The following is a 25,533-nucleotide window of genomic DNA, read 5'->3' as shown; positions in this document are numbered from 1 at the left end:
AAATTCATGAAAAAATTATCTACAATAGTCTTTCTTGCTTGGGCTTTTAGTACCTACGCACAAACCGGAAATGTTGGAATCGGAACCACATCACCTACAACAACGCTTCACGTAAAAGGAGATGCCAAATACATTATTAGACAAGAAGATGGTGTAAATACCTCCACAAGCTTTTATACGGTACAAAGCGAAGATGAATTTGGAACATTTAAAAAAGTTCCGACGGATGTGTTTCGAGGAATCCAAATTGTTAAGCTACCTACAGCTGGTTCTACTATTAATCAAGTTGGTCCAGGATGGCAATCAACCTTGATACAAATTGCACTTCCACCTGGAAAATGGCAAATAACGGGCGCCGTCGTATTACGTCCCACTATAGATTTATCAAAAAATTCAAATACGGTCTTAAACTGTCAATTTTCAGTGGCTGATTCTCCAACGGGCTTAGTACCTTCCAAAGATATTCTTACTGGCGCGACATCTGGAAAAGGCTATTTTTATGGTTCATACTATTCGCCTTCGACCTATCAAATGATGAAAGGAAATATTTTTGTATCCAACTCGTCAGGGTCAACCAAAATCTATTATTTTATTGCAAATATTAATCGAATCAATAATTCTTCAGCGGGATTCACAAATTTTGGATCTGCTTCAGAACCTGAAAATCAAATTTTTGCTTTACCCATTTTTTAATACAAAATCGATGAAAAAACACCTACTATCATATCTATTTTTAAGCTCCTCTTTGCTTGTCTTTGCTCAAAAAGGAAATGTGGGAATTAACACAAAAAATCCACAAGAAAGACTTCATGTAAAGGGAAAAATACGATTCGAAGCAACCGATCCTAATTATCTCCCTGCAGCTAACAAAACCTTGGTCTCTGACAATTTAGGAAATGCAACTTGGCAAAATATAAATCTTTCTAAACCTTCTATTTTAGCCAAATTTAATCAAACCGCTTATACGAAAACGGAAACTTTTGACTCATATCCATTCACCGTAAGACGAAGTAACGCTCGAAATACAGGAACTACGTTGACTTTACCCAAAGGGAAATGGTTAGTAGTCGCTTCAATTGGTGTGTATGTTCAAAATAAGAAAACAACAGAAGTTAATTATTATCCGCTTCAAGATGGACGAAATATTTGGATTAGAGCTAGTTTTTATGACGATAATTCAGACAATATAACTCCGACACCAACTGCAGATATCGTTACAAACGCTGTATTCTCAAGTACTTCCATCATAGGACCAAATCCAAGTGGATTAATTACAGGGGAGTTTTTTATTAATCAAACTTCCGATACGCCAAAAACATATTTTCTAAAATATCATTATGATTATTTTTCGCCGATAGCTTCTAATGTGCAAATAGTAAATTTTGGAGTAACCCAAGAACTCGTACCAGAGAATTTTATTATCGCGTATCCGATGAATTTCTAGAGGAAATTATCGCCGAACTTTCCCCTCATCCGTTATCAACAAATAACGGTACTCTGGGAATTTTCGGACTAATTTCAGTCCTTCTTTTTCGCCTAAAACCATGATGGAAGTGCTTAGCGCGTTACAAAATTCAGATGAAGGTCCATAAATTGTGACGCTTGTTAGTCCCGTTGCGGGAAATCCCGTTTTCGGGTTGATGATATGAGAATAACGCACTCCATCGATTTCGGCGTACTTTTCATAGCTTCCCGAAGTGGCAACGGCGGAGTTTTTAAGTTTTAAAATTTTAGCAACTTTTTGACGCTTAAAAGGATTTCGAATACCGATTGCCCAAGGTTTTCCGTTGGGTTGCGTTCCCCAAGTCGCAATATCTCCAGAAGCGTTGACAATTCCTGCTTTGATGCCTCTTTTTTGCATTAATTCTCGACCTTTGTCCGCAGCATAGCCCTTTCCTATCGAGCCAAAACCGATTTTCATGCCTTTATTTTTCAGGAAAATAGTAGAGTTTATGGAATCTAAAATAATATTTCGGTAATCAACATTTTTTATAGATTTTTTGATGGATTCCTGATTTGGCATTTCGGTCATTGAACCATCAAAACGCCAAATTTTATCCATCGAAACCGTAGAAATATCAAACGCACCATTCGACATTTTAGAATAATCAATAGCACGTTTTGTAAGATCAAAAACCTCCTTATCAACTTTCACAGGTATGATTCCCGCATTTTGATTGACTTGTGAAATCTGTGTATGAGGTTGCCATTCCGAAATTAAATTTTCAATTCGAGAAATTTCTTCAATGGTTAAATCGATGTTTTTGTTCGCTTTTGCAGAATCTTTATCCACCAAAGTAATATTAAAAACCGAACCCATCAAAGTTACTTGACGTTCGACTACAACTGGTTTTTGAGAGAAAACAAAGTTGCTTGAAAAAACCAAAAACAGAAGCGCAAGAACGATTCTGTTTTGGTACATTTTATATTTTTTATTTAATAACAATCCGTTAGAATTTGGTTTTCGTAGGAGCTTAGCGGCTGTTGATGGTATTTTAAAGTGATTTCTTCTAAAACTTTTTCAACGTCGCGTTGCATTTTTAAAGCGCCGCAAATCATGATAATTCCGCCATTTTTCAATAAATCTGCGAAATAAGTTTCATCATTTCTAATTAAATCCATGACGTATTGCTTATTTTCTTCACGAGAAAAAGCCAAGTGCAAACTTTCTAAATGACCTTTCGATTGCTGTTCTTGACCGAATTTTTGATATTCTTTGGCTTGCGAATTATCAAATCTAAAACCAGAATACAATCGAATATTTTTCTTGCTCGAATTCTCATCGATCATTCCTAGAAACGGTGCAATCCCAGTTCCGTTTGCAATCATCGCTACTTTCTGAACATCTTTCGGTAAATGGAATTTTGCATTTTCCATGATTCGACCGTTGATTAAGGAACCGATTTTTAATTGATTCAAATATTCAGAACCTAAACCACCAGGAAATAATTTAACCAGCAATTGAATGTTTTGTCCAACTTTTCCAACCGAATAAAAACGTTCTTTATTATTGTTTTCAGGATAAATCGCAAGCAAATCTCCAGATTCAAAATTTTGTTTATTAGTTGATTTTAAAATGACTTTAAAAGTCGAATTCTCTTCTGTTGGAATTGATTTTTCAACCGCTTCAAACTCTTTAAGATTTGGAATTTTAGCTTCATAAACCGTTGGCGCTGTTGCTAAAGCCAATAAACTTTTCTCGCTCCAAAGTTGCGCCCAATGGACAAATTCTTGCGTTGACCGATCGTTTACTGTGCATAAATTCACCAATTTGGTTGCCCAAGATTGCTCGTTCAGAAGTCGATTAACCGAAACTGCAAATTCGCAATAATCGGGATAGGATTTTGAACCAAAACCAACCACCGAAAACGAAATCGGATGATCTTGAGCTAATTTTTTAACCAAATTTTCAAAACGATTGGCATTGGTTGGCGCTTCTCCAAGTCCGTAGGTTGATGTAAAAATCACCAAATGTTGGGCGTTTGGATAGGCTTCGTATTGATTCATTTGAGCCAAAAAGGATTTTTTCCCTTGTCCCAACAATTGTTTATGAATATTATCGGCAAAAGTTAGCGTTGTTCCGTTCTCAGAGCCGACCAATAAGATGATTTCGGCGTCTTTACTTTTGTATTGATTTTTAATTTTAGTTCGTGTTCTGCGGAACATAATCACGAAACCTGTGTAAATAAAAAATATAATATTCAATGAAGCTAAACCTAAGATAAATGCCCAAACACGGCTGGTTTTCCCAGTATGAAGATCAAGATTTATCTTTTCTAAAACTGCGGAATATGGATATTTAGTTTCGGAAATAATTTCGCCTGTGACTTGATTTACCGACACCGAACGATCTTTTAAATGAACGATAAACGGTTCGGCTTCATCATCGGGAACGAAAGGAAATTCGATGCGTTCGACATCATCCAAAGCCGTATTTTTAAAGAAAGGAATATCTTTTAAATGCTTGGCTTCACCAGCTTTTGCAGTATGTTTTATCTCTTGATTTTCACCTTTGAAAAAGTCCAATCGAACCATGAAAATAATGGTTCCCGTTAAGGCAACAATCAAAATCGGAATCAACAACAATCGTCCCGAAACGACATGAAAATATTGGGAGAAAAAATCTTTTCGAATTCGGGTAAAAAAATGTTTTAGCCCTTGCTGACGCTTTAAAATAAGGACAAAACCACTAATCGAAATCAAAAATAAAATGAAGGAAACCACGCCGACAATCGCTCTTCCAGTTTCTTTTAAAAACAAAGAACGGTGCAAAGCAGTCGTCCAATTGATGAAGTCGCTTTTGGGTTTTATTTCACCAATTTTCTTTCCAGAATTGGGATCAATATAGGATTTTACGGGATTTCCGTTTTCGTCCAAAGCATCGATGGTCACAAAATCGTTGTGATCCACCTTCACTTCAATCACTTCAAAATATGAGTCACGAAGTGTGGGCAAAACCTGTCCCAGATTGAGTTCTTGAAAATTTTCTACACGGTACGCCGGAGCTTTTTCATCTATCTCATCGTACGCCAAAATAACGCCCGTAACCGACAAAATCAAAAGGAAAGCGGACGAAATAATCGCCAACGCCAAATGAGCATACCGCCAAATGGATACGGTCATTTTTTACTGAACTTTTAAAAATCGAATCGCTTTGATGTAACCGCCGCCTGTAACGCCCGCTTTATTGTCTAAAACCGCCGATGATAAAGCAACTTCAGCATCTTTTGCGTAGTATTTTTGAGTTTCAACGGCAGATTCGAAACGAAGCTTGTAACCTTTGTCTAGTTTAGCTGTGTCAAATTCAATTAAACGTGTTGCTCTCGCTCCACCAGCAACCGAAGCGCCTGTAATTCCGTTTAATTTTTGCTTTTTAACTTTTTGAAATTTGTCCCATTCTTTCAGCGTGTTGTACCACTCATTATCGGTTCCTAAAACGCCCAAAGTCTGCTCGTACTGCCCTTTCGGATTGATTAGCGAAATCACCACATAGGCTTCTTTCCCCGAATACGCATTCATCTGAATCATTGTTTTGTACTTCGTTGTTTGACCGAAAATTGAATTGGACAAAACCAATGCAAACACGCTCAAAACCATAACTTTCCATTTCTTTTTCATAATCTTTTATTTCAAAAAGTCGATTGACACTTTATTTTTTGTTAAGAATTCGTTTTCCTTAGCCAAATCGTATGCCGTTTCTTCAAATTCTGTTTTTAAATCTTTTTTAACGCCTAAATCCACCAAAGTTTTTAGCATTTTATCGTCTTTAGAAACCAGCGCCGCCTTGTGCAAAGCTGAGTTTCCATCGGCATCTTGAGCATTTACATCAACACCCAATTCCGCTGCTTTTTTCACTAAATCGATTTCGCCTTTGTCAACCGCCAATAACAACAACGAGTTTCCGTTTTTTGGAGTCGATTTAAAATCAACGCCAGCCGTTTGCAACAAAGCTTGTTTCGCTGCGAAATCGGCAATCGCTTCTGGATTTGATTTATAGGAATTAAACCAATAATACGCTAAAGAATTTCCAGCTTTATCAGTCGCTTTTGCGTTGGCTCCGTTTTTAATTAATAGACTTGCAACATCAGCAGAACCGCTTTCAATAGCCTTCATTAGCGCAGTTTCGCCTTTTGCATTGGCTGCGTTTACGTTTTTAGATTTTGCTAAAAGTGTTTCAATTACTTTCGCATCTTTTCCTTGAGAAGCCATCATTAACGCTGTATTTCCCTCTTTATCGGCAATTCCTGCATCAACACCTTTGTTCAAGAAATATTGAATAATCTCAAGATTTGGTCTTCTCATCAATGAATTTAAAATCGTTGCTCCATTTGGATTTAAGGCCTTTGGATTCAACTTATATTTTTCTACTAAAGTTTGGAAAACATCCAATCCATTTGATTTTGCGCGCGAACCTTGAGTTGCAAAAAACAAAGCTTGGTCGGTTGGTTTTACACCTTTCGCAATTAATTGATCCAAAATTTTGAAATTCCCCAACTTCATTGCATAATCTGCAACCGTTCTTCCCGCTGCATCTTTATCTTGAAGCGACAAACCTTTAGAAACGAAATAATTCGCCAACTTTAAATCGTCATCATTCGCAATGCTCATCATGATTAAAGTTGAACCGTCTTCATGCTTCAATTTTGGATTGGCTCCAGCTTTAATTAACGCATCAAAAACTGCCGTATTTTTGTTTCCAGCTTCGGCTGCATACTCGATAACAGACGAACCATGACTGTCTTTATAATGCACATCCGAACCTTTCGCCAAAAGATAATTTACCAATTCTAAATTTCCAGAAGCCGCAGCCCACTGCAAATACGTTCTTGAATGGTGCGTTTTTTTATCAATCGAATTTCCTTCCTGCTCGATCATAAATTGAATAACAGGCGTTGAAACCTTATTGTTAATCGCCATTACAACGGGATCAAAGAATCCTCCATTCTGTTGTGACGGACTATTTCCTTTTGCGATTTCTGCTTTTACAGTCTCTAAAGTTGGGTTATTTTTCCAAAAAGCACCATCTAATAAGGTATTTTTTTGAGCTTTCCCGAAAGCAACAGCTACTAAAAAAACAGCAGCAAAAAAGATCTTTTTCATAAGGTATATGGTATGATTGATTCGTTAATTTTATTTATAATAATTATAAATAACAAAATTAAGAATAAAAATAACACCTCCAAAAGAAATATTAAAAAAGTGATAAAATGCAGGAAATAAATTTATTCAGCGGCTGTAAAATTATCCGAATTACGGATTTTAGCGACTCCTATATATATGAAAACAGCAATAAGTAATAGAAACAAGTAGAAACTGTTTTGTAATAAACTAGGATAACTAATCGAATTTTTACTGTAACCCGTTAGTATTAAAATTTGTGCTCCATAGGGAATAATCCCTTGTACAAAACACGAAAATGTATCTAAAATAGAAGCTGTAACTCTAGGCTTTATATTAAATTCTTCAGTAATTTTTTTGGCAACCTTACCTGTAATGACAATAGAAATTGTATTATTCGCTGTTGCAGCATCTGTTAATCCCACAAAAGTTCCTATTCCTAATAAAGCGGACTTTGGTCCTGAAATTTTCTTTCGAATTGAACCTAATAAAGCGTCAATTCCACCAGCTTTTTCAACCAATGCCGCTAAACCACCTGTTAATAACGACAAAAGAAAAATCTCCGTCATGCTTGTAAAACCCTCATACACCTTCTTCCCAAACTCCAAAAAGCTAAAATCATGATAAATAAAACCGAAAATTCCACTTAAAGCAATACCTATAAGTAAAACGAGAAAAACATCCAATCCAAAGAAAGCCAATAAAATTACGGCGAGATAAGGAATAATAAGTATGGGCGACTGAGCCTCCGAGCTCAATGTATTTTGAACACCATCCGTATTCCCTGAACCAATATAAATATAGATTAGAAACGCAATAACCGCTGCTGGAAATACAAAACTGAAATTATTCTTGAACTTATCTCGCATATCACAACCCATAATTTGAGTTGCCGCAATCGTTGTATCTGATATTATGGAAAGATTATCCCCAAACATAGCACCCCCTAAAAGCGCCGCTCCTACAATATTAATATCGCAACCTCCAGCCTCTGAAAGTCCAACTGCTATTGGACCAAGAGCCACTATTGTCCCGACCGATGTTCCTGAGGCAATAGATAAAAATGAAGCTATAAGAAATATTCCCGCGGGATAATATTGAGGGGAAAGCGTCTGAATTCCCAATTGCACAATGGCATCAACACTACCAATGGATTTGGAAACTGCTGCAAAAGCACCCGCCAAAATATAGATGATGCACATTGTTAATATATTCCGGTCGCCACAACCCTCCAAAAAAGTAGTTGTTTTTTCTTTCATGGAACCTTTTAACATGATAAACGCCACGATAATTCCCACAATAATTGCGATTGGGGAAGGCATTGCGTAAAAATCATTATAATAAATACCAGCTCCTAGAAAAACCAGGATAAAAACGAAAAATGGAAATAAAGCCCAAATAGGATTTTTAAAAATTGTGTTCATGCATCAGTAATTCTTACATCAATCCGATAAACACAATTCAGAGAAGCATCAACGTTTTTTCCAGAAATGGCTTATCGTTTTTAGCACCTTGCTTGTTGTTGCAGGTTGCTACCCGACTTTCGGGGTTCTTGATAATGCCGCAAAGATATAAAAAATTAGAAAGATGAAAAAAACACCTTTCTTACCTATTTTACTTTTTCTAATAAATAGAGTTTGGCTCCAGAAAAATAAAGCTTGGGAAGCACATTTCCTTCTAAAACTAACGTTTTGTTAGAAACATCAATAACCGAAATATAAGAATTATTCCCGTATTCAATAAAATTTTCTTTATCTCTAGTTAACGGATTTTTTCCAAATTTCAATTTATATTTTGTCCAATCTTGATCTTCGGATGAACAATGAGCTTGTTTGAATTTGGATTTATTGGTTTTAAAAACTAACTGATCAAAAGCTTCTCCGCACTCACTTTCAAAGGATGTTGCTGGATTTGAATCTTTTTGAAAATCGTCGAAAGTACCATGATACACTCCAACTATTTTCCAAGTTCCATCCAAGCCATCTTCATTAATTTTGCCTTCAGCTTTTTTGACCGCCCAACTTATTCCATTAACGGTTCCTTTAACGGTTTTATAAGCCACTTTTGTAGCACCTTTTACAACTTTGGCTGCCGTAGAAACGACGCACGATTGCAACAAAAACAAACTGGTTATTAGAACTAATCCCTTTTTCATAAATCTATATTTTCGTTCTGCAAGCAAGATACAATTAAAATATTTTGAAAATAGTACACAATTATCAATTATGCTTATATTCTAAAAAGCAGATTCCTACACCGAAATATGGACAATAAAATAAGTCTACTACAAATCTACATTTAAGTGATAAATAGAATAATGTCAAAGTTTATAAGATGAAACATCCATTACATTGCAAGAAATCAAAAATAATAGCAATCTAAATTAATTATTTAGAACAAATCTTAACTTAATAATTGAATATTCCCAAAATAAATACTATATTTTTGCATAATACAAAGAGTATCTTTCTCTTTGTATCTGTGTTAATATGTGCCTTAGAACTCCCATTATAGTATTCTTACTTATAATGGCTATACCTATATATAGCCAAAGCAATCCTAATGAAGAAAAACATCAGCGATTTCTGTTCCACCAAAAACAAGCAAAAGAGAGTAATCTAAATTTAGAATACAACGGCTTACAAGCTTTAAAAAACGCGCAAACTCCATATGAATTTTCTTATTCGTACTATATTTTAGGAGTTAATAAATTTCGTCAAGGGGAATATGCAAATGCCGTAAATTTACTGGAATCTGCAGAGCATTTTGGAAACCAAACAGACTCAACACGATTAAAACGCGATTATACTCTAACCTTACTTTTGGCCTATCGAAGAGCAGGACTTATAATGCAATCTAATGAGGCGCTTGATCGCGAAAAGAAATTAATTGGCCAATCAAATGATCCTTATAAAGAAGCAGAAACCCATTATATACTTTCAAAAATTAATGATATTGATGAAAAGTATTGCCAATCCGCCATCCAAAAAGAAAAATATTTGAATTTAATTCCACCCCAAGTACGCAAGAAAGACCTTAATTTTATTTTTGCGGTCTATGCGCAATTGGCTTTTGCACAATTAAAGTGCGGAAAAACGGAAGAAGCTAAAAAAACAATTTCCAAAGCTGATCAGCTTATAAGTCAGATACCATCTAAAAATCCAACACTATCCGAAATTTTAGAGCTTTCTAAAGCGTTAGTATTAGTTGAAGAAAATCAAAAAGATCAAGCTTTAGAACTCTTTAATAAAGCGTATCAAACATCAAAAAAGAACGGGACAAAAGCTCTGACAAAACAAATTTTAGAAGAACGTTTAAAGTCCGAAATTGATCCTGCATCTATACAAACAAAAATCCTGCATGAAATTAACGATTTAACGAACAAAGAATCGGAGGTTTCGAAAGATTTGACCTTACATGAATCAAAAAAAGAACTCAAAAAATTACAAAGCCAAAAAACAAAAATCACGGGATGGATGGTCTATTGTATTGCATCCATAGTTCTGATATCCATTTATATTCTTTATAAAACTCGCACTGCTAGAAAAAGAAGAAAGCGCTACGAAGACTTGCGAGATCGCCTTAATCGAGAAGAAAATCATAGTTCTGAAAATACAATCTCAGAAAAAGAAAAAACACTAACGACACAAACAAATCTCAAGAAAGAGCTCGATAATGAAGCTGAAATCTTGCAACGATTGGAAGCTTTTGAAAGGGAAATTTTGTTTACAGCGCTCAATTTTTCAGCAACCAAAATGGCAACTATTTTAAAAATTACGCCAAGAAATCTAGGTTACTTTTTAAAAAAATATCGAGGTGAAGATTTTTACAGCTATCTAAATTCGGTTAGAATCGATTACATATCAAAAGAGCTAAAGAAAAACCCGCAACTATTTAAGTACAAAATTGCTGTGATTTCGGAAATGGCTGGCTACAGTTCGCACACGCAATTTGCAATAAACTTTAAAGCAAAAAACGGAATTTCTCCATCACAATATATCAACTATTTAAAAGAGGAAAATACCTCAGAAAACTCACATTTTAAGCCAAAATAGATTTTACAATTTTCCACAACTGATAATCAATACAATAAACTATATAAAACATTTTACTTTAAGCACCCAAACGATAGTTTAATCTTATTAAGTACCATCAATTCTATCTAAATTTGCATCGCGTTATAAAAACCTAGAAACATACTCACAACATTGAATAAAAACGACTTTTTTACTAAATCAAAAACATCCTTTTCTAATAAATTTTCTATACTAGAAATTTTATGGGTGAGCTTGTTTTTTATTCTGATGAGTGGTTCCATTCAAATTCAGGGACAAATCTATGTTAGTGATGGTGCTCAAATTTTTAATGAAGGACAAATTGTTTCAGGAAAAATAATACATGAAAGCGAAACTGATCAGGAAAGTTTAATAAGTGCAAAGACTCTTCCCCGTGAACAGTTAAACGAACAAACAATAACTTCAAAAAATGGTTCGTCTAAAGCAACAAAAATAAAGTTCAAAAATGATGGACAAGCTTTTCAGAAAAAACTGAAGAAGCTAACTGTAAAATACACACCAAAGGTTTCTACTGAAGAAAGCGGTACATTCGCTAGTAATCCTAAAAATCAGAACACTGTAGCGCTTGGTTCAAGCAATAGCACGTATTTCGGAACTATAATTACGCAAGTTGGTCTTCCTCTTAGAACTCATTTCGAGGAAAAAACTACTAGAATAATTTTTAATAGTCAACCTTTTTCTAATTGGACAATTCAAACAAATTCTATTCGTCCTCCTCCATTTTTAGTTTAAAGTCGACAAAAATTTCAAAAATTATTAAATTATAGAAAAATGAAAAAAAACATATACACCCTATTTTCAATTTGTCTGTTCAGCTTGGGATTCAGTCAAGTAGGAATTAGAACGAATACACCTATTGGGGTTTTTAACATTGACGGTGCAAAAGATAATGCAGGTTCATTAACGCCATCGCCTGACCAACAATTAAACGATGTAACTGTTTTACCAAACGGAAATGTTGGAGTTGGAACAATTTCACCAACTCAAAAACTAAACATACAATCCGTAAAACCAGGTGACGCTCCAGTTCCAGGGTTTAGACTGGAGGATGGTAACCAAGGTAAAGACAAATACTTATTAAGTGATGACAATGGAGTTGCGACATGGAAGGAATTAGGATCTACTAAATCAATTATTAATGGATCATCTGCTAAAGCTGCAGTTTCATCTGATGAGACTTCTGTATCCTATAAAAACACAACAATGGCCATTAATTTAACAAAAGGAAAGTGGCTTTTAAATCTTGGAATAGACCTAGAAATAACTGCTGACTTACCCGATAATTCTATTTATTGGCTAAAAGGTTATTTGTCGTCTAGCCCAACAAGTGTGACGCAATCTGGATTTAATATCGTAGGAACACAAGGTATTAACACCCCAGATTCTTCTTATGCTGCTAGAATGATGAAAGGAAATATTAATAGCTCTCATAATTTTATGGGCGGGACTTTAATTGTCAACGTAACTAGTGCTGCTGCTACTATTTATGTACTTGTAGAGAATAAGGCCAGAATTGCTGGAACAACTGGTTCGATGTGGAAATTTGATCCTCAAATTACATCAAATTATTTCACAGGTGTTCCTGTAAACGAGTAAGATTGCTTAGGTTATTCTTACAAAGTACAATCATTTAATTAATTATAAGATGAAACAAAATATCATAGGATTAGTTGCTCTATTAATTTCAGGAGCACTTTTCTCACAAGTTGGTGTAAACACCCCAAATCCGCAAGGAGTTTTCAATATAGATGGTGCAAAAGACAATCCAAAAACAGGATCTGCGCATACAGCTGCGCAGCAAATGAATGACGTGACGGTTTTAGCAAATGGTAATGTAGGCGTTGGAACAATCTCTCCCACTCACAAAGTGCATATTGTGGCGCCTGCAGCATCTTCAACGGTAGCACCAAGCGGTTTTAAGTTGGTTGATGGAAACCAAAAACAAAACAGAGTTTTACAATCTGATGCACAAGGTGTTGGAAGTTGGTATGCATTAAATGCAGCAAAAGGACTAGCAACGGGCGTTTTTGGACCCGCGGGAAGCGTTATCTCCAGCAACACAAGTAGAACGTATACCAAGGTTAAAGTAAATGTAACAAAAGGTCAATGGCTAATTTCAGTAGGACTCGTAGTTCAATACAATACAGATTCTTCTTCAGATTCTAGACCTTATTGGCTGCATGGCTATATTTCAAGCAGTGAAACATCCCACTCAGGAGCTGGAATTACCTTAAACGGACCTGCTGGTGGCGGAACTTGTTATGCGGGAGCAATTTTAAAAGATCCAAATTCTGGAAATCGTAATTTTTTCACAGGAACAATCTTGGCTACTTTTGCTCAAGACATGACGGTATATATATTTTTAGAGAATTATAACCTAACAAATGGCACAGATAGTACTATACTTCCACAAACTGACACAAATAGTATGTGGAAGGTAGATCCTCTTGATCCTGCAAACTTTTGCTACGCAATACCAGTTAATTCATAAATACCAAAAGATTTAAAAATGAAAAAACATATCACATTTGCATTAGTCTTAAGTATTGCAAATTATTTAACAGCTCAAGTGGGTGTTAACACTAAAAACCCACAAGGTGCATTTCATATTGATGGAGGAACAGTAAAAAACGCCGATACCGGCGCACCAACACCTGCTCAGCAAGCGGATGATGTCATTGTGCTACCGAATGGAAATACGGGTATAGGAACAACGTCTCCTACAAATAAACTAGAAATTATCACAAATGGTACGGCAACAACACAAGTACCAGGGTTTAAACTTGTTGATGGAACCCAATCCAATGGCCGCGTTTTAAAAGATAATGGTGAAGGAAATGGAATTGGTTTTTGGTCTGATATCAATATTACAAGAAGTGTAAAGAAAGGCGTTTTCCCTAGTGCCAATACTGTTGTACATGCGAAAGACCAAGATCCTGCAGTATATCCTTACCAATATTCTAATGTTTACATCTTCCTACCTTTTGGGAAATGGCTTGTAAACCTTGGTTATACGCTGCATCATGATGGTAGTGCTCCTTTAGGAACAAACTATGGCATCAAAGCCTTCTTGTCTACAGATGAATTTGCATTAGTTCAAGATGGTTTTTCTTTTATTGGAGCAAACTCTTTTCAAGGTCAAATGATTAGAAATACGGCAGGAAGTGGTCCTTCATTTATGTATGGTTCAAACATTGTTGATGTAACGAAACCAGAAGGGCAAACTTTAAAGGTTTTAATAAAAAGAGAGGGTTCATATCCACTTCCTAGCAATGTAGGAGCAACAACCTTATCTTGGTTTTTCTCCACTGGAAATTGGGAAAACTATTTATATGCAATGCCAATTAATTAAACAATTTTCTTTAAAATAAGATTCCAAATTCACAAATGGAAAAAACCTCAAAACTATGTTTTGAGGTTTTTCTTTATTATAAAATTCCCTTCACAGAAAGCTCTGGAAGGGAACAAGATATTAAAAAGAAAAAAAACGCCTAGTTATGAAATTAAAAATTTCTTTTTCCACTTGCTAATGGTGTTTCTACTCAATTTATAATGAGCTGCCAATTCTGAATTATTCATTTTAGATTTTTTTTGATATTCTAAAATCTGTATAATATCATTCGTCGAATACGATCTCAATCGTTGATTATTCGTTTCCTCTGAAACACCAAACAAACGCTGATTAATCATAATGATATCTATTGCCGACAAAACCTCTTTTAGTAAAAACGATCTAAACTCTTCTACTCGATCTGGAAATTTAGACGCAATAAGGTCACGATAAATTTTGTGATAATTCGGGTTTATTTTTGATGTTTGCTGATCCATTTGTATAAAGTCGTTTTGGGAATATGATACTCCGTGATAATTTCCTTTTTTGTTTTTTTGCCTTCCTTAACTAATTCTAAAATAAAATCGATAACCTCTTGCGTATAAATGTTTTTTCTAAATTTGGGTAATGAAGATTGCTTTTTGCTCTCTTTTATCGCCGATGCAGGTGAATAAAAAATGAGATGCTGCGAATAAATCCTAAAAAAGTCATATTCCAATATCTTACTCCATTTTAATAATTCTTCAGTTGTACAGTTTTTAGCTTTATAAAACGTTTCCAAATCTTCTTCAGAACATTTCAAATACCTACTTAATCTTTCAGAATCAATAGAACTTTCCTCTACTTTGGTTTTTATTAATTTTCCAATATGGATTTCTTTAAAATTCATTTTAATATCGTGCTACAAATTGCTATACCTTTCTTCTATTATATGTCAACAAATATACTAAAATTAATTGATTTTTAAAAGAAAAAGGGTTTTGTTTGGACGCTTAAACGATAATAGAAAAAACAAAAAAAGAATTGATTTTCAACAACCTACTTAATCATACATCAATTTTAAAATAGAATAATTTTTGGACTTAAAGTTTACACTGTAATGCGAAATATAGGATTACTAAGATCCTCAATTTTGTAACTTTACGTTGCTTAACGTAAATAAAAAAGTTGCTCCTTTCGAAGCAACTTTCGTTTGTTAATCTTTATTTTTTCTATTAATTTATTGGTAAAGCATAGAAATAATTCTCATAATTACCGGTGTGATATCTAAAGCTTGTAAGTCCGTTAGTCGTAGGTACATCGGTATATAATGGAATATTTTGCAACATTAGGTATAAGGTAACTCCCGCAGGATTTGTTACATTTACCACAACGGAACCTTGAAAAAGATTTGGACTGGTATTTCCTCGGTTTTTTATCATTCTCGCACCAAATGCAGCTGTACCTGCTGGAGCTCCATTTATAAAACTGAACCCATTTTGTTGTACATCTGAATTTGATGAACTTAAATAGATAGACCAATAATAACTGTATCCAGTTGGGTAATCAACAGGTATATAGGTTGTTAACCCAGCTTTAATCACGTACTTTCCTTGCTTTAGCTGAATATAAGCACCCGAATATTTGTACTGGTTTGCTGATGTCACCACATTGTCTGAATAAATAACACTATTAGTGTATTTACCTAGGACAACATCTCGTTTACCAACATCAACCCAAGTGGCAAGTCCTGTTGCATCCGTTTGTAAAACTTTTCCCGTACCTTGATTTCCATCTACTAATTTAAAACCTGCCACAGGTGTATTAGGAAGCGGTGGCGTCGTATCAATTCTAATATCAAGTTTTGTGTTAGGATTTATTGTTCCAATTCCCATATTTCCATTGGGAAGCACGACAACATCATTCAATTGTTGTTGGGGTGTAAAAGTACTTCCCGCACCTGTTGTGGGATTATCTTTTCCTCCATCTATATTAAAGACCCCTTGTGGGTTGTTTGTGTTAACACCTACCTGAGAGTAAGCCATGCCAAATGAAATAAGTGACATTACTACTAATATGTTTTTTTTCATAATAATTCTAATTTTAATATTACTTATTTACTGGAATAGCGTAAAAATAATTACCCGACCTTGCTGTGTTATGCTCCCATAAAGAGCCTGTTGTCGCACCACCACCTCGTCCGATATTTTCAATAAGTAGATAAAGAGTAATAGTGGGATTTAATACTGTTAGGTTAATTGTTCCTGAAAAGAAATTGGGTGAATTAGGTGTGCTATTTTTTACTTGGACACTTGCGTAGCCAGTAACACCTCCAGCAGGACCATCCAATTTAAAACCATTTTTCACCCATGATCCTGGATCAGATGATATGTAACCATGCAACCAAGTTCCATCTCCAATAGGAGCATTCATTGTATTATGTAGAACAAGTCCCATGTTTACAATATAAGTTCCTTGGGTTAAGTCTAATTTGTACATTGTGTATTTAGTCCCACCAGACTGATCCGAAGCCACAGTTCCTCCACCGTCTATCGTTCCATTAATGGTACCTTTCGCACTTCCAAGAATAGTCCAAAGTCCAGCTCCAGCGGCGTCACTTACCAATACTGCTCCGTTTGCTTGGTAGCCGTCTACAAGTTTAAATCCTGCAACTGGTGCGCTAGCTGTTCCGCCAGTTTGGATCTCAAGTTTTGCGGACGGGTTAATAGTTCCTAAACCAACATTTCCATTGGCAAGAACTGTAACATCATTTAACTGCTGTGCTGCAGTGTGCGCTGTTCCTGTTTTTGGATTGTCTTTCGCTCCATCAATATTAAAAACGCCTTGTGGGTTTGGTGTGTTTACTCCTACTTGCGAATAGAAACTTCCGCAAAAAATAAAAGAAAACAATAGTATTATGTTATTTTTCATTTTGTTAAATTATTTTATTAGGTAATTTCTTACCTTATTTAAACATCTGATGTTAAGTTAAATTCTATTGAGGATTGATGGGAACTGCATAAAATGTATTCTCAATACTCGTAGGATCAAAAGACCATGCTTCACCACTTTTAGTTCCTGAAGGACTAGCAACATTTTGAATAAGTAGGTACAAATCTACTCCAGGACCATTTGGTACATTAATTATTGCAGAACCTGAAATATAGTTTCCTGAATTATTGTTAACAAGTGTAGGGTCATTTGCTCCAGGACCTCTCATTACAACTCCACCGAATTTAACTTCAGTGGTTCCTGAAATGTTTTCTGCAGTAAAGCCTACTTGCTGATTCGCTGTTTGGCTAGAAGATACATAACCTTCCAAAAAATAACTGGTTTGATAAGGAATTGTATTGGCTGAAGGCTGTCCAACCGTATTACTAGATGCCGTAAAATTCACTTTAATACCAATATTTAGAATCCATCTTCCTGGTGACACGTGTAACATTAAACCGGAGTTTTTTAGACCTACATTAGTATTGTCCGATGTGATAACTGTTGTTCCAAAACTTGTAATTGCAGCGGTCTTTGCACTTGCACCTTGATCAAGATATTTCCATGAACCGACACCATTAGCATCACTTGTCATTGTATATCCAGCGGTTTGACTTCCATCTACTATTTTTATTCCTTTAATAGGTGAAGCAGCGGTTCCGCCCGTATTAATATGCAGTTTATGCGTAGGTGCTGTTACACCGACTCCCGTAAATCCTGTTGATAAAACAGTTACATCATTTACCTGAAGATTGGCTGCAGGATTCATCGATCCATTATTATCTTTCGCTCCATCTATATTAAAAACTCCAATTGGTTTTTGTGTTTTGATTCCAACCTGCGCATAGGATTGAAAAATAAAAGTTAAAAAACTTACCGTAAATAGTATTTTTTTCATTTTTTCTGTTTTAATAAATTAGCATTTGTAATGCCCTATAAACAATACAATAGAACAATAATTGATTCTTAAAAAAATGCACTATATAAGCGATAGGAAATTACATTAGTGAAAATTCTGTAAGTATAACTTACATAGTGTTTTAACCAATAGAAAAAGGCGGTGGACGGATCGAAAAATAATAATTAGAAACTCGACCTTGATAATTTGTATTATAAAAAATTTGAACCTTGCTTATTATAGTGGTGAAAGGAAGAAATAGTTCTGAAGAACTAAGTAACAAACCATTCAGTAATATATCAGGATTTGTACTGGCTATTGCTTTATATGAATTTGAACTTAATAAAAAATCAAAAGAAGATTCCGAAGAATTAAGTTTTGGTGTAAATTCTGGTTTAGGTTCCTTAACTGTAGAGGACTTTTTTAACGAAAGGTTTTCATTTAAATTTCTAACCTTTTTTCTATGAATTTGCGACCTATTTATATCTTCTGCTGCCAAAACAACAGCTTCTTTTGCAAAAACTTGATGTTCTATATCGAAAATTTCAACATCTCCAATAATAAAAATTTCTCCTTCCTTTACTTTTCGATCTTCAACATTTACTTTATCAACATTTGAATCACATGAATACACTTCCGTTTCCTCAGATATAAATAAAGCATCGCTAGAAGAAACATAAATTTGAGAATAACTTAGTGAGCTTAAGAAAAATAACAAAAACAAAACTATCCTCTGAATAAAAAAGAGAGGATAGAATTTTCCTGATTTTTTCTTCAATTCCTTCATTTGTGTTTTAAATCAATATCTAATTGACAACACAAATAAATTTAAAAGTAGGAACAGAAAAAAGAAAAAGGATTTTGTTTAGACGGTTAAACCCAAAACAATAAAAATCGATAACATACTGATTTACAATTGTGTATTTTTGTAAAATCAGTGAACCCAAAATCAAAACCATACTATATATAGAAAAACTAAAAAGCAGTTTTTTATTACGAAAAGTAAAAAAGAAATGAAAAGTCTGATGCATAATGAAACTAAAATTTAGCGATTTTAGTTTTGAAGTTCTACTTCTTTTTATCCGTATTTCGAAAAAGCATTTCTTGTTGTTTAAAACTACCTTCAATAACAGCTTGTTCTAATTTTAATATTCCCTTCAAAGACTCATAATCTACTTTGTTGGCATCATCCGTTGGTCTATGATAATCATCGTGGCCACCTGTATGAAAAAACAAAACCGGTATGTCTTTCTCATAAAATGAGGTCTGATCCGAGCCTCCACGACCTTCATAACCCGTATAAAATTTCACAAAATCCTTTGGTTGAATTGAATTAAAAATAGCTTCAAAAGACGGCGAAGTTCCATAACCAATTATGGAAACTCCTGATTCTTTATTAAGTCGACCAATCATATCCATATTTAACATCCAATGAACTTTAGCTAAGTCAAATGTTGGATTTTTAACAAAATATCGAGATCCAACTAAACCTAATTCCTCGGCTCCGAAAGCAATAAACAGGAAATTAACGGGTTCTTTAGTCTTATTCTGAGTGTAAAAGCGCGCCAATTCTAACAAACCAGCAACTCCCGAAGCGTTGTCATCCGCACCATTATGAATAATTCCGTAACTATCTTTTGCTAAAGAACTTCCTTGCTTACCTTCTCCAATATGGTCGTAATGCGCTCCAATCACTATCGTTTTGTCAGCGTGATTATCAAGAAATCCAATAACATTTCGAGCTTTTCGAATGCTGTCTGGAACTTTCACTTTTCTAATTTTGGCATCGAATTCTTGAAAATAACCCTCTGTCCCTAAAGGCTGCAACTTATATTTTTTGAATTCCTTTCGTATGTATTTTGCGGCTTTCAAATTCTGCTTACTTCCTGTTCCACGACCTTTCATAGCATCATCCGCAAGAAAATACACATGCTTTTTGAGATTTTTCACTTCGATATTTTGCGCAGAAATTTTTGAAGCAAATAATAGGAAACTTAATAAAAGAAGACCTTTATAGAGTGTAGATGTCATAAAAACAAAAGTAGTGAAATAATCGGATTTTTGCCATCGTAAAAATCCTCCGTATTTTTGCAGCAAATATTTCACATTGCAAACCGATCTAGTCCTTATTACGCCGCCTTTTACGCAACTTAACACGCCTTATCCGGGCACGGTTTATCTAAAAGGTTTCTTGAATACGCTTTCCTACAAGGTGTTTCAGGCGGATTTAGGTTTGGATGTGATTCTGAAATTGTTTTCCAAAAAAGGTTTGGCCGATTTATTCAGTTATGTTGAATTTCAAGACGTTCAATTAAGTGAAAACGCACAACGAATGTTAATGTTGAAAGACGATTATATTTCGAGCATTGATGCCGTGATTCACTTTCTGCAAGGTAAAAACTCGACTTTGGCGGATTCTATTGTTCAAGATGGTTATTTGCCCGAAGCTTCTCGCTTTTCGCAGTTGGATGATTTGGAATGGGCTTTTGGAGCAATGTCGTTTCAGGATAAGGCCAAACATTTGGCGACTTTATATTTGGAGGATTTATCTGATTTAATTATCGAAGCTGTGGATGAAAACTTCGGTTTTAGTCGATACGCCGAAAGATTGGGACGTTCTGCAAATTCTTTTGATGAAATGTATGCTGAACTTCAAAAAGAACCGACTTATATTGATCAAATTACACTTTCGGAATTGGAAGATTTAATTCAGAAAACCAATCCAAAAATGGTCGGATTTTCGGTGCCTTTTCCAGGGAATTTGTATTCTGCGTTTCGATGTGCGCAATACATCAAACAAACTTATCGGAACGTAAAGGTCAGCATGGGCGGCGGTTTTCCAAATACGGAATTGCGTTCTTTGAGCGATGTTCGTGTGTTTGAATTTTTTGATTTTATTCTTTTGGATGATGGTGAAGCGCCAACCGAACAAGTTTTAAAATACGTCAATAACGAAATCGAAATTTCAGATTTGAAACGAACTTTTGTTCTTCAAAATAATGAAGTTGTTTACATCAACAATTCAACAATTCGAGATTATAAATTTTCGGAAGTTGGAACGCCCGATTATTCGGATTTAAAGCTCAATCAATATATTTCTGTGATTGAAGTCGTAAATCCAATGCATCGACTTTGGAGCGATGGACGTTGGAATAAATTGACGATGGCACATGGTTGCTATTGGGGAAAATGTACATTTTGCGACATTTCCCTCGATTACATCAAGGTTTACGAGCCAATTGCGGCGAAGCAAATCGTTGATAGAATGGAAGAATTGATAGAATCCACTCAAAATACAGGTTTTCATTTTGTGGATGAAGCGGCGCCACCAGCTTTAATGCGCGAAGTAGCTTTAGAAATTTTAAAACGCAAATTAAGTGTTACTTGGTGGACGAATATCCGTTTTGAAAAGAGTTTCACTTACGATTTATGTCGATTATTAAAAGCTTCAGGTTGTATTGCAGTTTCAGGTGGTTTGGAAGTGGCTTCGGACAGATTATTAAAATTGATTGATAAAGGCGTAACTGTGGATCAAGTGGCGATTGTCAACCGAAATTTCACCGAAGCTGGAATTATGATTCATGCATATTTGATGTACGGATTTCCGACGCAAACCGCGCAAGAGACGATTGACAGCTTAGAAATGGTTCGTCAACTTTTTGAAATTGGAATTTTACAGTCTGGATTTTGGCATCAATTTGCGATGACGGCTCACAGTCCAGTGGGAATTAATCCTGAAAAATATAACGTCATCAATCACAGCGTAGAAGTTGGTGCTTTTGCGAATAACGATATGATTCACGAGGAGAAATCAGGAATGGATCATCAACAATTTTCGTATGGATTGAAGAAATCTTTGTTCAATTATATGCATGGCGTTGGCTTTGATTTGTCGCTCCAAGAATGGTTTGATTTTAAAGTTCCGAGAACAACGGTTCCGAAATTTTATATTGAAGATGTTCTCAATAACGAAACATTTTCTGGACATAAACCGAATCAAAAAATCGTTTGGCTTGGCGGAATTCCAAATCTTAAAATGACGACCAAAACCAAAAAAGGAATCACGTACGAAAACGCAATGCTTGAAATCCACACCAAAAATGAAGCAGTTGAAATTCGTGTAGAAAAGAAAATTGGAGAATGGTTTGTTCAGTTTATCAAAGATTTGAAACAGAATCCGAAAAGCATCACCTTCCAACAAATGAAATCCGATTTCGAAGAAAACCTGCAAATGGATTTTGACGTTTTCATTTACTCAAAACCTGCAGAAAAGTTGAAAGAAGTGGCGTTGTTAGTGGTGTAATTTTAGATAACGAAATACATCCAAAGTGATATAATTCCGTTGATTAGCAACAGTAAAACACTTATGTTTCTTGCTATTTTAACCCGCTCTTTCATTGTTTTATTAAACCCGAAACTCGCTACCAACACAAAAAAGAACATTGCAACGCTAGTTAACGAAATTGCAATAACACTGAATAAGGGTTCAAACTCAATGCTGTTGGCGTTTTTGGAGACATCGTTAGCGCTTATCTTTATGGTTTGTCCAATTTTATAGGGATGATTACTTGTTAAATCCAGCTTCTTATTAGTTTCAATTCCTTTGTCATTTTTAAATTTTACTACTGGAAAATAAAGCAGTATTGGGTACGATCCAGATCCTGTGGTACTTTTACGATAAGATTTTTCAATCACATAATCGACAACTACAGCTTCATGTTTTTGTTCAACAACCGCACGAAATCCTTTTTCCCAAATGAATGTATAAGAAAAGAAAATTGAGAATAAGTTTAAGCTTCCAACAATTAAAAACGTGAAAAAAAACAAAAATCCTGTTTGCCAAATTTTGCCTTTATCATTTTTTGAAACTATTTTCTTAGTAATTCTAAATGAGAAATAGAAAGAAATTACAACAAGAAATAGCAGTATAATTGATTTGGAATTCATTGTTTGGATATAATATTTATCAATTAAAAATAATATTATTCAACGAAATAAGCTCATCAATTTTAATTAAGATGAGAGCGTTTTCCTTTCCCCAATTTGCTGTCGCCACATTGCGTAATATAAGCCGTTTTCGGCAAGTAAGTTTTCGTGAGAGCCAGTTTCGATGACTTTTCCGCGTTCTAAAACATAAATTCTGTCGGCGTGCATAATCGTACTTAATCGGTGCGCGATGAGAACGGTGATTTGTTCTTTATTTTTAGAAATATCTTTAATTGTTGTCGTGATTTCCTCTTCTGTGATGCTGTCTAACGCAGAAGTTGCTTCATCAAAAATTAATAAATGTGGTTTTCTTAATAAAGCTCTTGCTATTGCAATTCTTTGTTTTTCGCCGCCGCTTAATTTTAATCCACCTTCGCCGATTACGGTTTCGATTCCTTTTTCTGCACGTTCCAAAAGTGCTGTACAACTGGATTTTTTCAATGCCAATTGCAAATCTTTTTCTGTTGCGTTAGGATTTACGAAAAGTAAATTTTCTTTTATCGTTCCAGAAAACAGTTGCGTGTCTTGAGTTACGAAGCCAATTTGATTACGTAATTCATCAAAATCAAAATCTTTTCCGTTGATGTCATTGTAGAAAATACTTCCTTCTTGCGGTCTGTACAAACCAACAAGAAGTTTTACGAGCGTACTTTTTCCAGAACCACTTGGTCCAACAAAAGCGATGGTTTCTCCATTTTTAACATCGAAAGAAATTCCGTTCAAAGCTTTATATTGAGCCGATTTATGTTTGAAGGAAACGTCTTTAAACTCCAATTCTTCAATGCTTCCGATGTGTTTTGGATGAACCGGTTTTTCTTCTGCAGGTTTTTTCATCAATGTATCAAAATTATTCAAAGATGCTTCCGCTTCGCGATACGAAATTATGATGTTTCCAATTTCCTGCATCGGCCCAAAAATAAAGAAACCATAAAACATCAGCGACAAATATTGACCTGGAGTCACAATATTTTTAAAGATTAAAAGCAAAAGCGTGAACGTAATGACTTGTTGAAGAAAATTCACCAAAGTCCCTTGCACAAAGCTTAAAGAACGGATGCTTTTTACTTTTTTCAGTTCTAAACCTAGAATTTTGTACGTATTATTGTTTAAACGATTCACTTCTTGATTCGTTAAACCCAAACTTTTTACAATCTCAATATTTCGAAGACTTTCTGTGGTGCTTCCAGCCAAAGCTGTCGTTTCCGAAACGATATTTTTCTGGATTTTTTTAATTCTTTTACTCAATAAATTGGTGACAAACGCTATGAAGAAAATCCCGACGATGTAAACTGGCATAATCGACCAATGCAAGCGCAGCGCGTAAACGGAAACGAAAATAATGCTCACCAAAATCCCGAAAAAGATGTTCACAAAACTGGTAATAAATTTCACCGAATCTTCGCGAACTTTGGTTAAAATAGAAAGCGTTTCGCCACTTCTTTGGTCTTCAAACTCTTGAAAAGGCAATGCCATAGAATGTTTCAAACCATCAGTGAAAATTTTTGCACCGTATTTTTGCGTAATCACATTCACAACATAATCTTGGAATGCTTTTGCAATTCGGCTTACCATCGCGGTTCCAATCAATAAAAGCAAGAAATAAAAGACACCGTGGTAAATTCCGTCGCCGTACAAATATTGATTTAGATTTCTTGGAAGTGTATTTTCTTTATCAAAAAAATTAGGATGCGTCACCAAATGATCGAGGATATTCCCCGTAATCGCAGGCGAAAACAAAGAAAAAACTTGGTTGATGGTTGCCAAAAGTAAAGACAATACAATCAGCCATTTATATGGTTTTAAATATTTAAAAAGCGTTTTCATTTTCAAAAATAATGCTGCAAAAGTAGAGATATATTTTCAGCAGAAAGCACAGAATTTTTGAAAATCGATAGAATGAAACAATCGTGATTATGTTTGTAGATTAAAACTCTTTTTGCGATTTATTTAAGAGCCAATACTATGGTCCCAACTACAATTAAACCTGCTCCTATAGCGGTTTTTAGAGTTAGTTCTTCCTTCAAAAAAATAATTGAAAACACAACTCCGAGTGCAATACTTAATTTATCAACTGCTGCCACTTGTGAGACATTTCCGATTTGCAAGGCTTTGAAATAGAAAATCCACGAAAGTCCAGTAGCAATGCCAGAAATCACTAAGAAAAGTAAATTCTGCTTGGATAAACTTCCTAATTCTTTGGCTTCACCTTTAGTTAAAACAATTCCCCAAATCATGAATAGAACAACAATGGTACGAATAGCCGTAGCTAAATTTGAGTTGACATTTGCGACTCCAATTTTTGAAAAAATAGCAGTTAACGCAGCAAAAAAAGCCGAAAGTAAGGCGTAAGCAATCCACATGGTAACGAAATTTAAATATTCACTGAAAAAAGTGAACGAATGAATTAAAGTTAGAAAGTTTTCACCAATCCAAAACCAAAAGTTTTGTTTTGATACATCGGCATTATCATCGTGGTGGAATTGGCTGATTTTTTTGTAAAAAGACCTTGAATTTTCGGATATAACCAATAGGCCAATTCCGTAGAAAGAATACCAAAACCGGCACCACCAACGACATCTCCGAACCAATGTTTGTTATTAATCATCCGATAAATTGCCGTAAAAACAGCAAAAGAATAGCCTGAAATACTCAAT

25 protein-coding genes and 1 riboswitch are annotated in these 25,533 nt (G+C 34.9%); of the genes, 8 read left to right on the top strand and 17 right to left on the bottom strand.

Going from position 1 to position 25,533, the window contains the following annotated elements:
• The first annotated feature begins 6 nt into the window (after window positions 1–6).
• Together AC5XHR_RS00125 and AC5XHR_RS00120 are read left to right on the top strand one after the other, a co-directional pair.
• Complete coding sequence (locus AC5XHR_RS00125; RefSeq protein WP_495948735.1) at window positions 7–693, top strand: hypothetical protein; 687 nt, start codon at window positions 7–9, stop codon at window positions 691–693.
• A 10-nt stretch (window positions 694–703) separates the two neighbouring features.
• The gene (locus AC5XHR_RS00120; protein ID WP_495948734.1) at window positions 704–1,444 is read left to right on the top strand and encodes a hypothetical protein; all 741 of its coding nucleotides are present in this window, start codon (window positions 704–706) and stop codon (window positions 1,442–1,444) included.
• A gap of 6 nt (window positions 1,445–1,450) precedes the next feature.
• Here the strand turns inward: AC5XHR_RS00120 and AC5XHR_RS00115 are convergent, their stop codons facing one another.
• The 6 genes from AC5XHR_RS00115 to AC5XHR_RS00090 form a co-directional block, all read right to left on the bottom strand.
• Window positions 1,451–2,422, bottom strand: coding sequence for an FAD:protein FMN transferase (locus AC5XHR_RS00115; protein WP_495948733.1), 972 nt, complete (start codon window positions 2,420–2,422; stop codon window positions 1,451–1,453).
• Between the two features lie 14 nt (window positions 2,423–2,436).
• Window positions 2,437–4,623, bottom strand: coding sequence for a PepSY domain-containing protein (locus AC5XHR_RS00110; protein WP_495948732.1), 2,187 nt, complete (start codon window positions 4,621–4,623; stop codon window positions 2,437–2,439).
• 3 nt (window positions 4,624–4,626) lie between these two features.
• Entirely contained in the window at window positions 4,627–5,118 is a 492-nt protein-coding gene (locus AC5XHR_RS00105) for a DUF2271 domain-containing protein (RefSeq protein ID WP_495948731.1), read from the bottom strand.
• Between the two features lie 6 nt (window positions 5,119–5,124).
• Window positions 5,125–6,600 carry an ankyrin repeat domain-containing protein gene (locus tag AC5XHR_RS00100; RefSeq protein WP_495948730.1) on the bottom strand — a complete coding sequence of 492 codons (1,476 nt, stop codon included), beginning with the start codon at window positions 6,598–6,600 and terminating at the stop codon, window positions 5,125–5,127.
• Window positions 6,601–6,722: 122 nt separating this feature from the next.
• A complete protein-coding gene (locus AC5XHR_RS00095) occupies window positions 6,723–8,042 on the bottom strand; it encodes a Na+/H+ antiporter NhaC family protein (protein ID WP_495948729.1) in 1,320 nt (439 codons plus the stop codon).
• A gap of 44 nt (window positions 8,043–8,086) precedes the next feature.
• Window positions 8,087–8,182: riboswitch (SAM-I-IV-variant riboswitch) on the bottom strand.
• A 45-nt stretch (window positions 8,183–8,227) separates the two neighbouring features.
• The gene (locus AC5XHR_RS00090) at window positions 8,228–8,773 is read right to left on the bottom strand and encodes a hypothetical protein (RefSeq protein ID WP_495948728.1); all 546 of its coding nucleotides are present in this window, start codon (window positions 8,771–8,773) and stop codon (window positions 8,228–8,230) included.
• A 373-nt stretch (window positions 8,774–9,146) separates the two neighbouring features.
• Here AC5XHR_RS00090 and AC5XHR_RS00085 point away from each other — a divergent pair, with 373 nt between their 5' ends.
• From AC5XHR_RS00085 to AC5XHR_RS00065, 5 genes are all read left to right on the top strand, one after another.
• Window positions 9,147–10,673, top strand: a complete 1,527-nt coding sequence (locus AC5XHR_RS00085) for a helix-turn-helix domain-containing protein (protein ID WP_495948727.1) — start codon at window positions 9,147–9,149, stop codon at window positions 10,671–10,673.
• A 153-nt stretch (window positions 10,674–10,826) separates the two neighbouring features.
• Window positions 10,827–11,426, top strand: coding sequence for a hypothetical protein (locus tag AC5XHR_RS00080; RefSeq protein ID WP_495948726.1), 600 nt, complete (start codon window positions 10,827–10,829; stop codon window positions 11,424–11,426).
• Window positions 11,427–11,465: 39 nt separating this feature from the next.
• Window positions 11,466–12,290 (top strand): hypothetical protein, encoded by an 825-nt coding sequence (locus AC5XHR_RS00075; RefSeq protein WP_495948725.1) that lies wholly within the window; start codon window positions 11,466–11,468, stop codon window positions 12,288–12,290.
• Between the two features lie 49 nt (window positions 12,291–12,339).
• Window positions 12,340–13,185, top strand: a complete 846-nt coding sequence (locus tag AC5XHR_RS00070) for a hypothetical protein (RefSeq protein WP_495948724.1) — start codon at window positions 12,340–12,342, stop codon at window positions 13,183–13,185.
• Window positions 13,186–13,203: 18 nt separating this feature from the next.
• A complete protein-coding gene (locus tag AC5XHR_RS00065) occupies window positions 13,204–14,046 on the top strand; it encodes a hypothetical protein (RefSeq protein ID WP_495948723.1) in 843 nt (280 codons plus the stop codon).
• 143 nt (window positions 14,047–14,189) lie between these two features.
• Here the strand turns inward: AC5XHR_RS00065 and AC5XHR_RS00060 are convergent, their stop codons facing one another.
• From AC5XHR_RS00060 to AC5XHR_RS00030, 7 genes are all read right to left on the bottom strand, one after another.
• Window positions 14,190–14,522, bottom strand: a complete 333-nt coding sequence (locus AC5XHR_RS00060) for a helix-turn-helix domain-containing protein (RefSeq protein WP_495948722.1) — start codon at window positions 14,520–14,522, stop codon at window positions 14,190–14,192.
• Window positions 14,498–14,914: a transposase gene (locus AC5XHR_RS00055; RefSeq protein ID WP_495948721.1), complete on the bottom strand. Its 417-nt coding sequence runs from the start codon at window positions 14,912–14,914 to the stop codon at window positions 14,498–14,500. Before AC5XHR_RS00055 ends, AC5XHR_RS00060 begins: the two co-directional genes overlap by 25 nt.
• Window positions 14,915–15,239: 325 nt before the next feature.
• Complete coding sequence (locus tag AC5XHR_RS00050) at window positions 15,240–16,094, bottom strand: hypothetical protein (protein WP_495948720.1); 855 nt, start codon at window positions 16,092–16,094, stop codon at window positions 15,240–15,242.
• A gap of 19 nt (window positions 16,095–16,113) precedes the next feature.
• Window positions 16,114–16,935 carry a hypothetical protein gene (locus AC5XHR_RS00045; protein ID WP_495948719.1) on the bottom strand — a complete coding sequence of 274 codons (822 nt, stop codon included), beginning with the start codon at window positions 16,933–16,935 and terminating at the stop codon, window positions 16,114–16,116.
• Window positions 16,936–16,999: 64 nt separating this feature from the next.
• The gene (locus AC5XHR_RS00040) at window positions 17,000–17,893 is read right to left on the bottom strand and encodes a hypothetical protein (RefSeq protein ID WP_495948718.1); all 894 of its coding nucleotides are present in this window, start codon (window positions 17,891–17,893) and stop codon (window positions 17,000–17,002) included.
• Window positions 17,894–18,035: 142 nt separating this feature from the next.
• Complete coding sequence (locus AC5XHR_RS00035; RefSeq protein ID WP_495948717.1) at window positions 18,036–18,680, bottom strand: hypothetical protein; 645 nt, start codon at window positions 18,678–18,680, stop codon at window positions 18,036–18,038.
• A gap of 281 nt (window positions 18,681–18,961) precedes the next feature.
• Window positions 18,962–19,999, bottom strand: coding sequence for a M20/M25/M40 family metallo-hydrolase (locus AC5XHR_RS00030; protein ID WP_495948716.1), 1,038 nt, complete (start codon window positions 19,997–19,999; stop codon window positions 18,962–18,964).
• Between the two features lies 1 nt (window position 20,000).
• Here AC5XHR_RS00030 and AC5XHR_RS00025 point away from each other — a divergent pair, with 1 nt between their 5' ends.
• Window positions 20,001–22,196 carry a B12-binding domain-containing radical SAM protein gene (locus tag AC5XHR_RS00025; RefSeq protein ID WP_495948715.1) on the top strand — a complete coding sequence of 732 codons (2,196 nt, stop codon included), beginning with the start codon at window positions 20,001–20,003 and terminating at the stop codon, window positions 22,194–22,196.
• Window positions 22,197–22,198: 2 nt separating this feature from the next.
• Here the strand turns inward: AC5XHR_RS00025 and AC5XHR_RS00020 are convergent, their stop codons facing one another.
• From AC5XHR_RS00020 to AC5XHR_RS00005, 4 genes are all read right to left on the bottom strand, one after another.
• Window positions 22,199–22,840 (bottom strand): hypothetical protein, encoded by a 642-nt coding sequence (locus tag AC5XHR_RS00020; protein WP_495948714.1) that lies wholly within the window; start codon window positions 22,838–22,840, stop codon window positions 22,199–22,201.
• A gap of 66 nt (window positions 22,841–22,906) precedes the next feature.
• Window positions 22,907–24,703, bottom strand: a complete 1,797-nt coding sequence (locus tag AC5XHR_RS00015) for an ABC transporter ATP-binding protein (RefSeq protein ID WP_495948713.1) — start codon at window positions 24,701–24,703, stop codon at window positions 22,907–22,909.
• A 119-nt stretch (window positions 24,704–24,822) separates the two neighbouring features.
• Window positions 24,823–25,239: an EamA family transporter gene (locus AC5XHR_RS00010; RefSeq protein WP_495948712.1), complete on the bottom strand. Its 417-nt coding sequence runs from the start codon at window positions 25,237–25,239 to the stop codon at window positions 24,823–24,825.
• Between the two features lie 50 nt (window positions 25,240–25,289).
• Window positions 25,290–25,533, bottom strand: a 244-nt coding sequence (locus AC5XHR_RS00005) for a phosphatase PAP2 family protein (protein ID WP_495948711.1), incomplete at its 5' end; no start/stop codon positions are given.

The organism is Kaistella sp. CFF1-2 (assembly GCF_059509915.1).
This window is presented reverse-complemented; position numbering and strand designations above follow the sequence as displayed.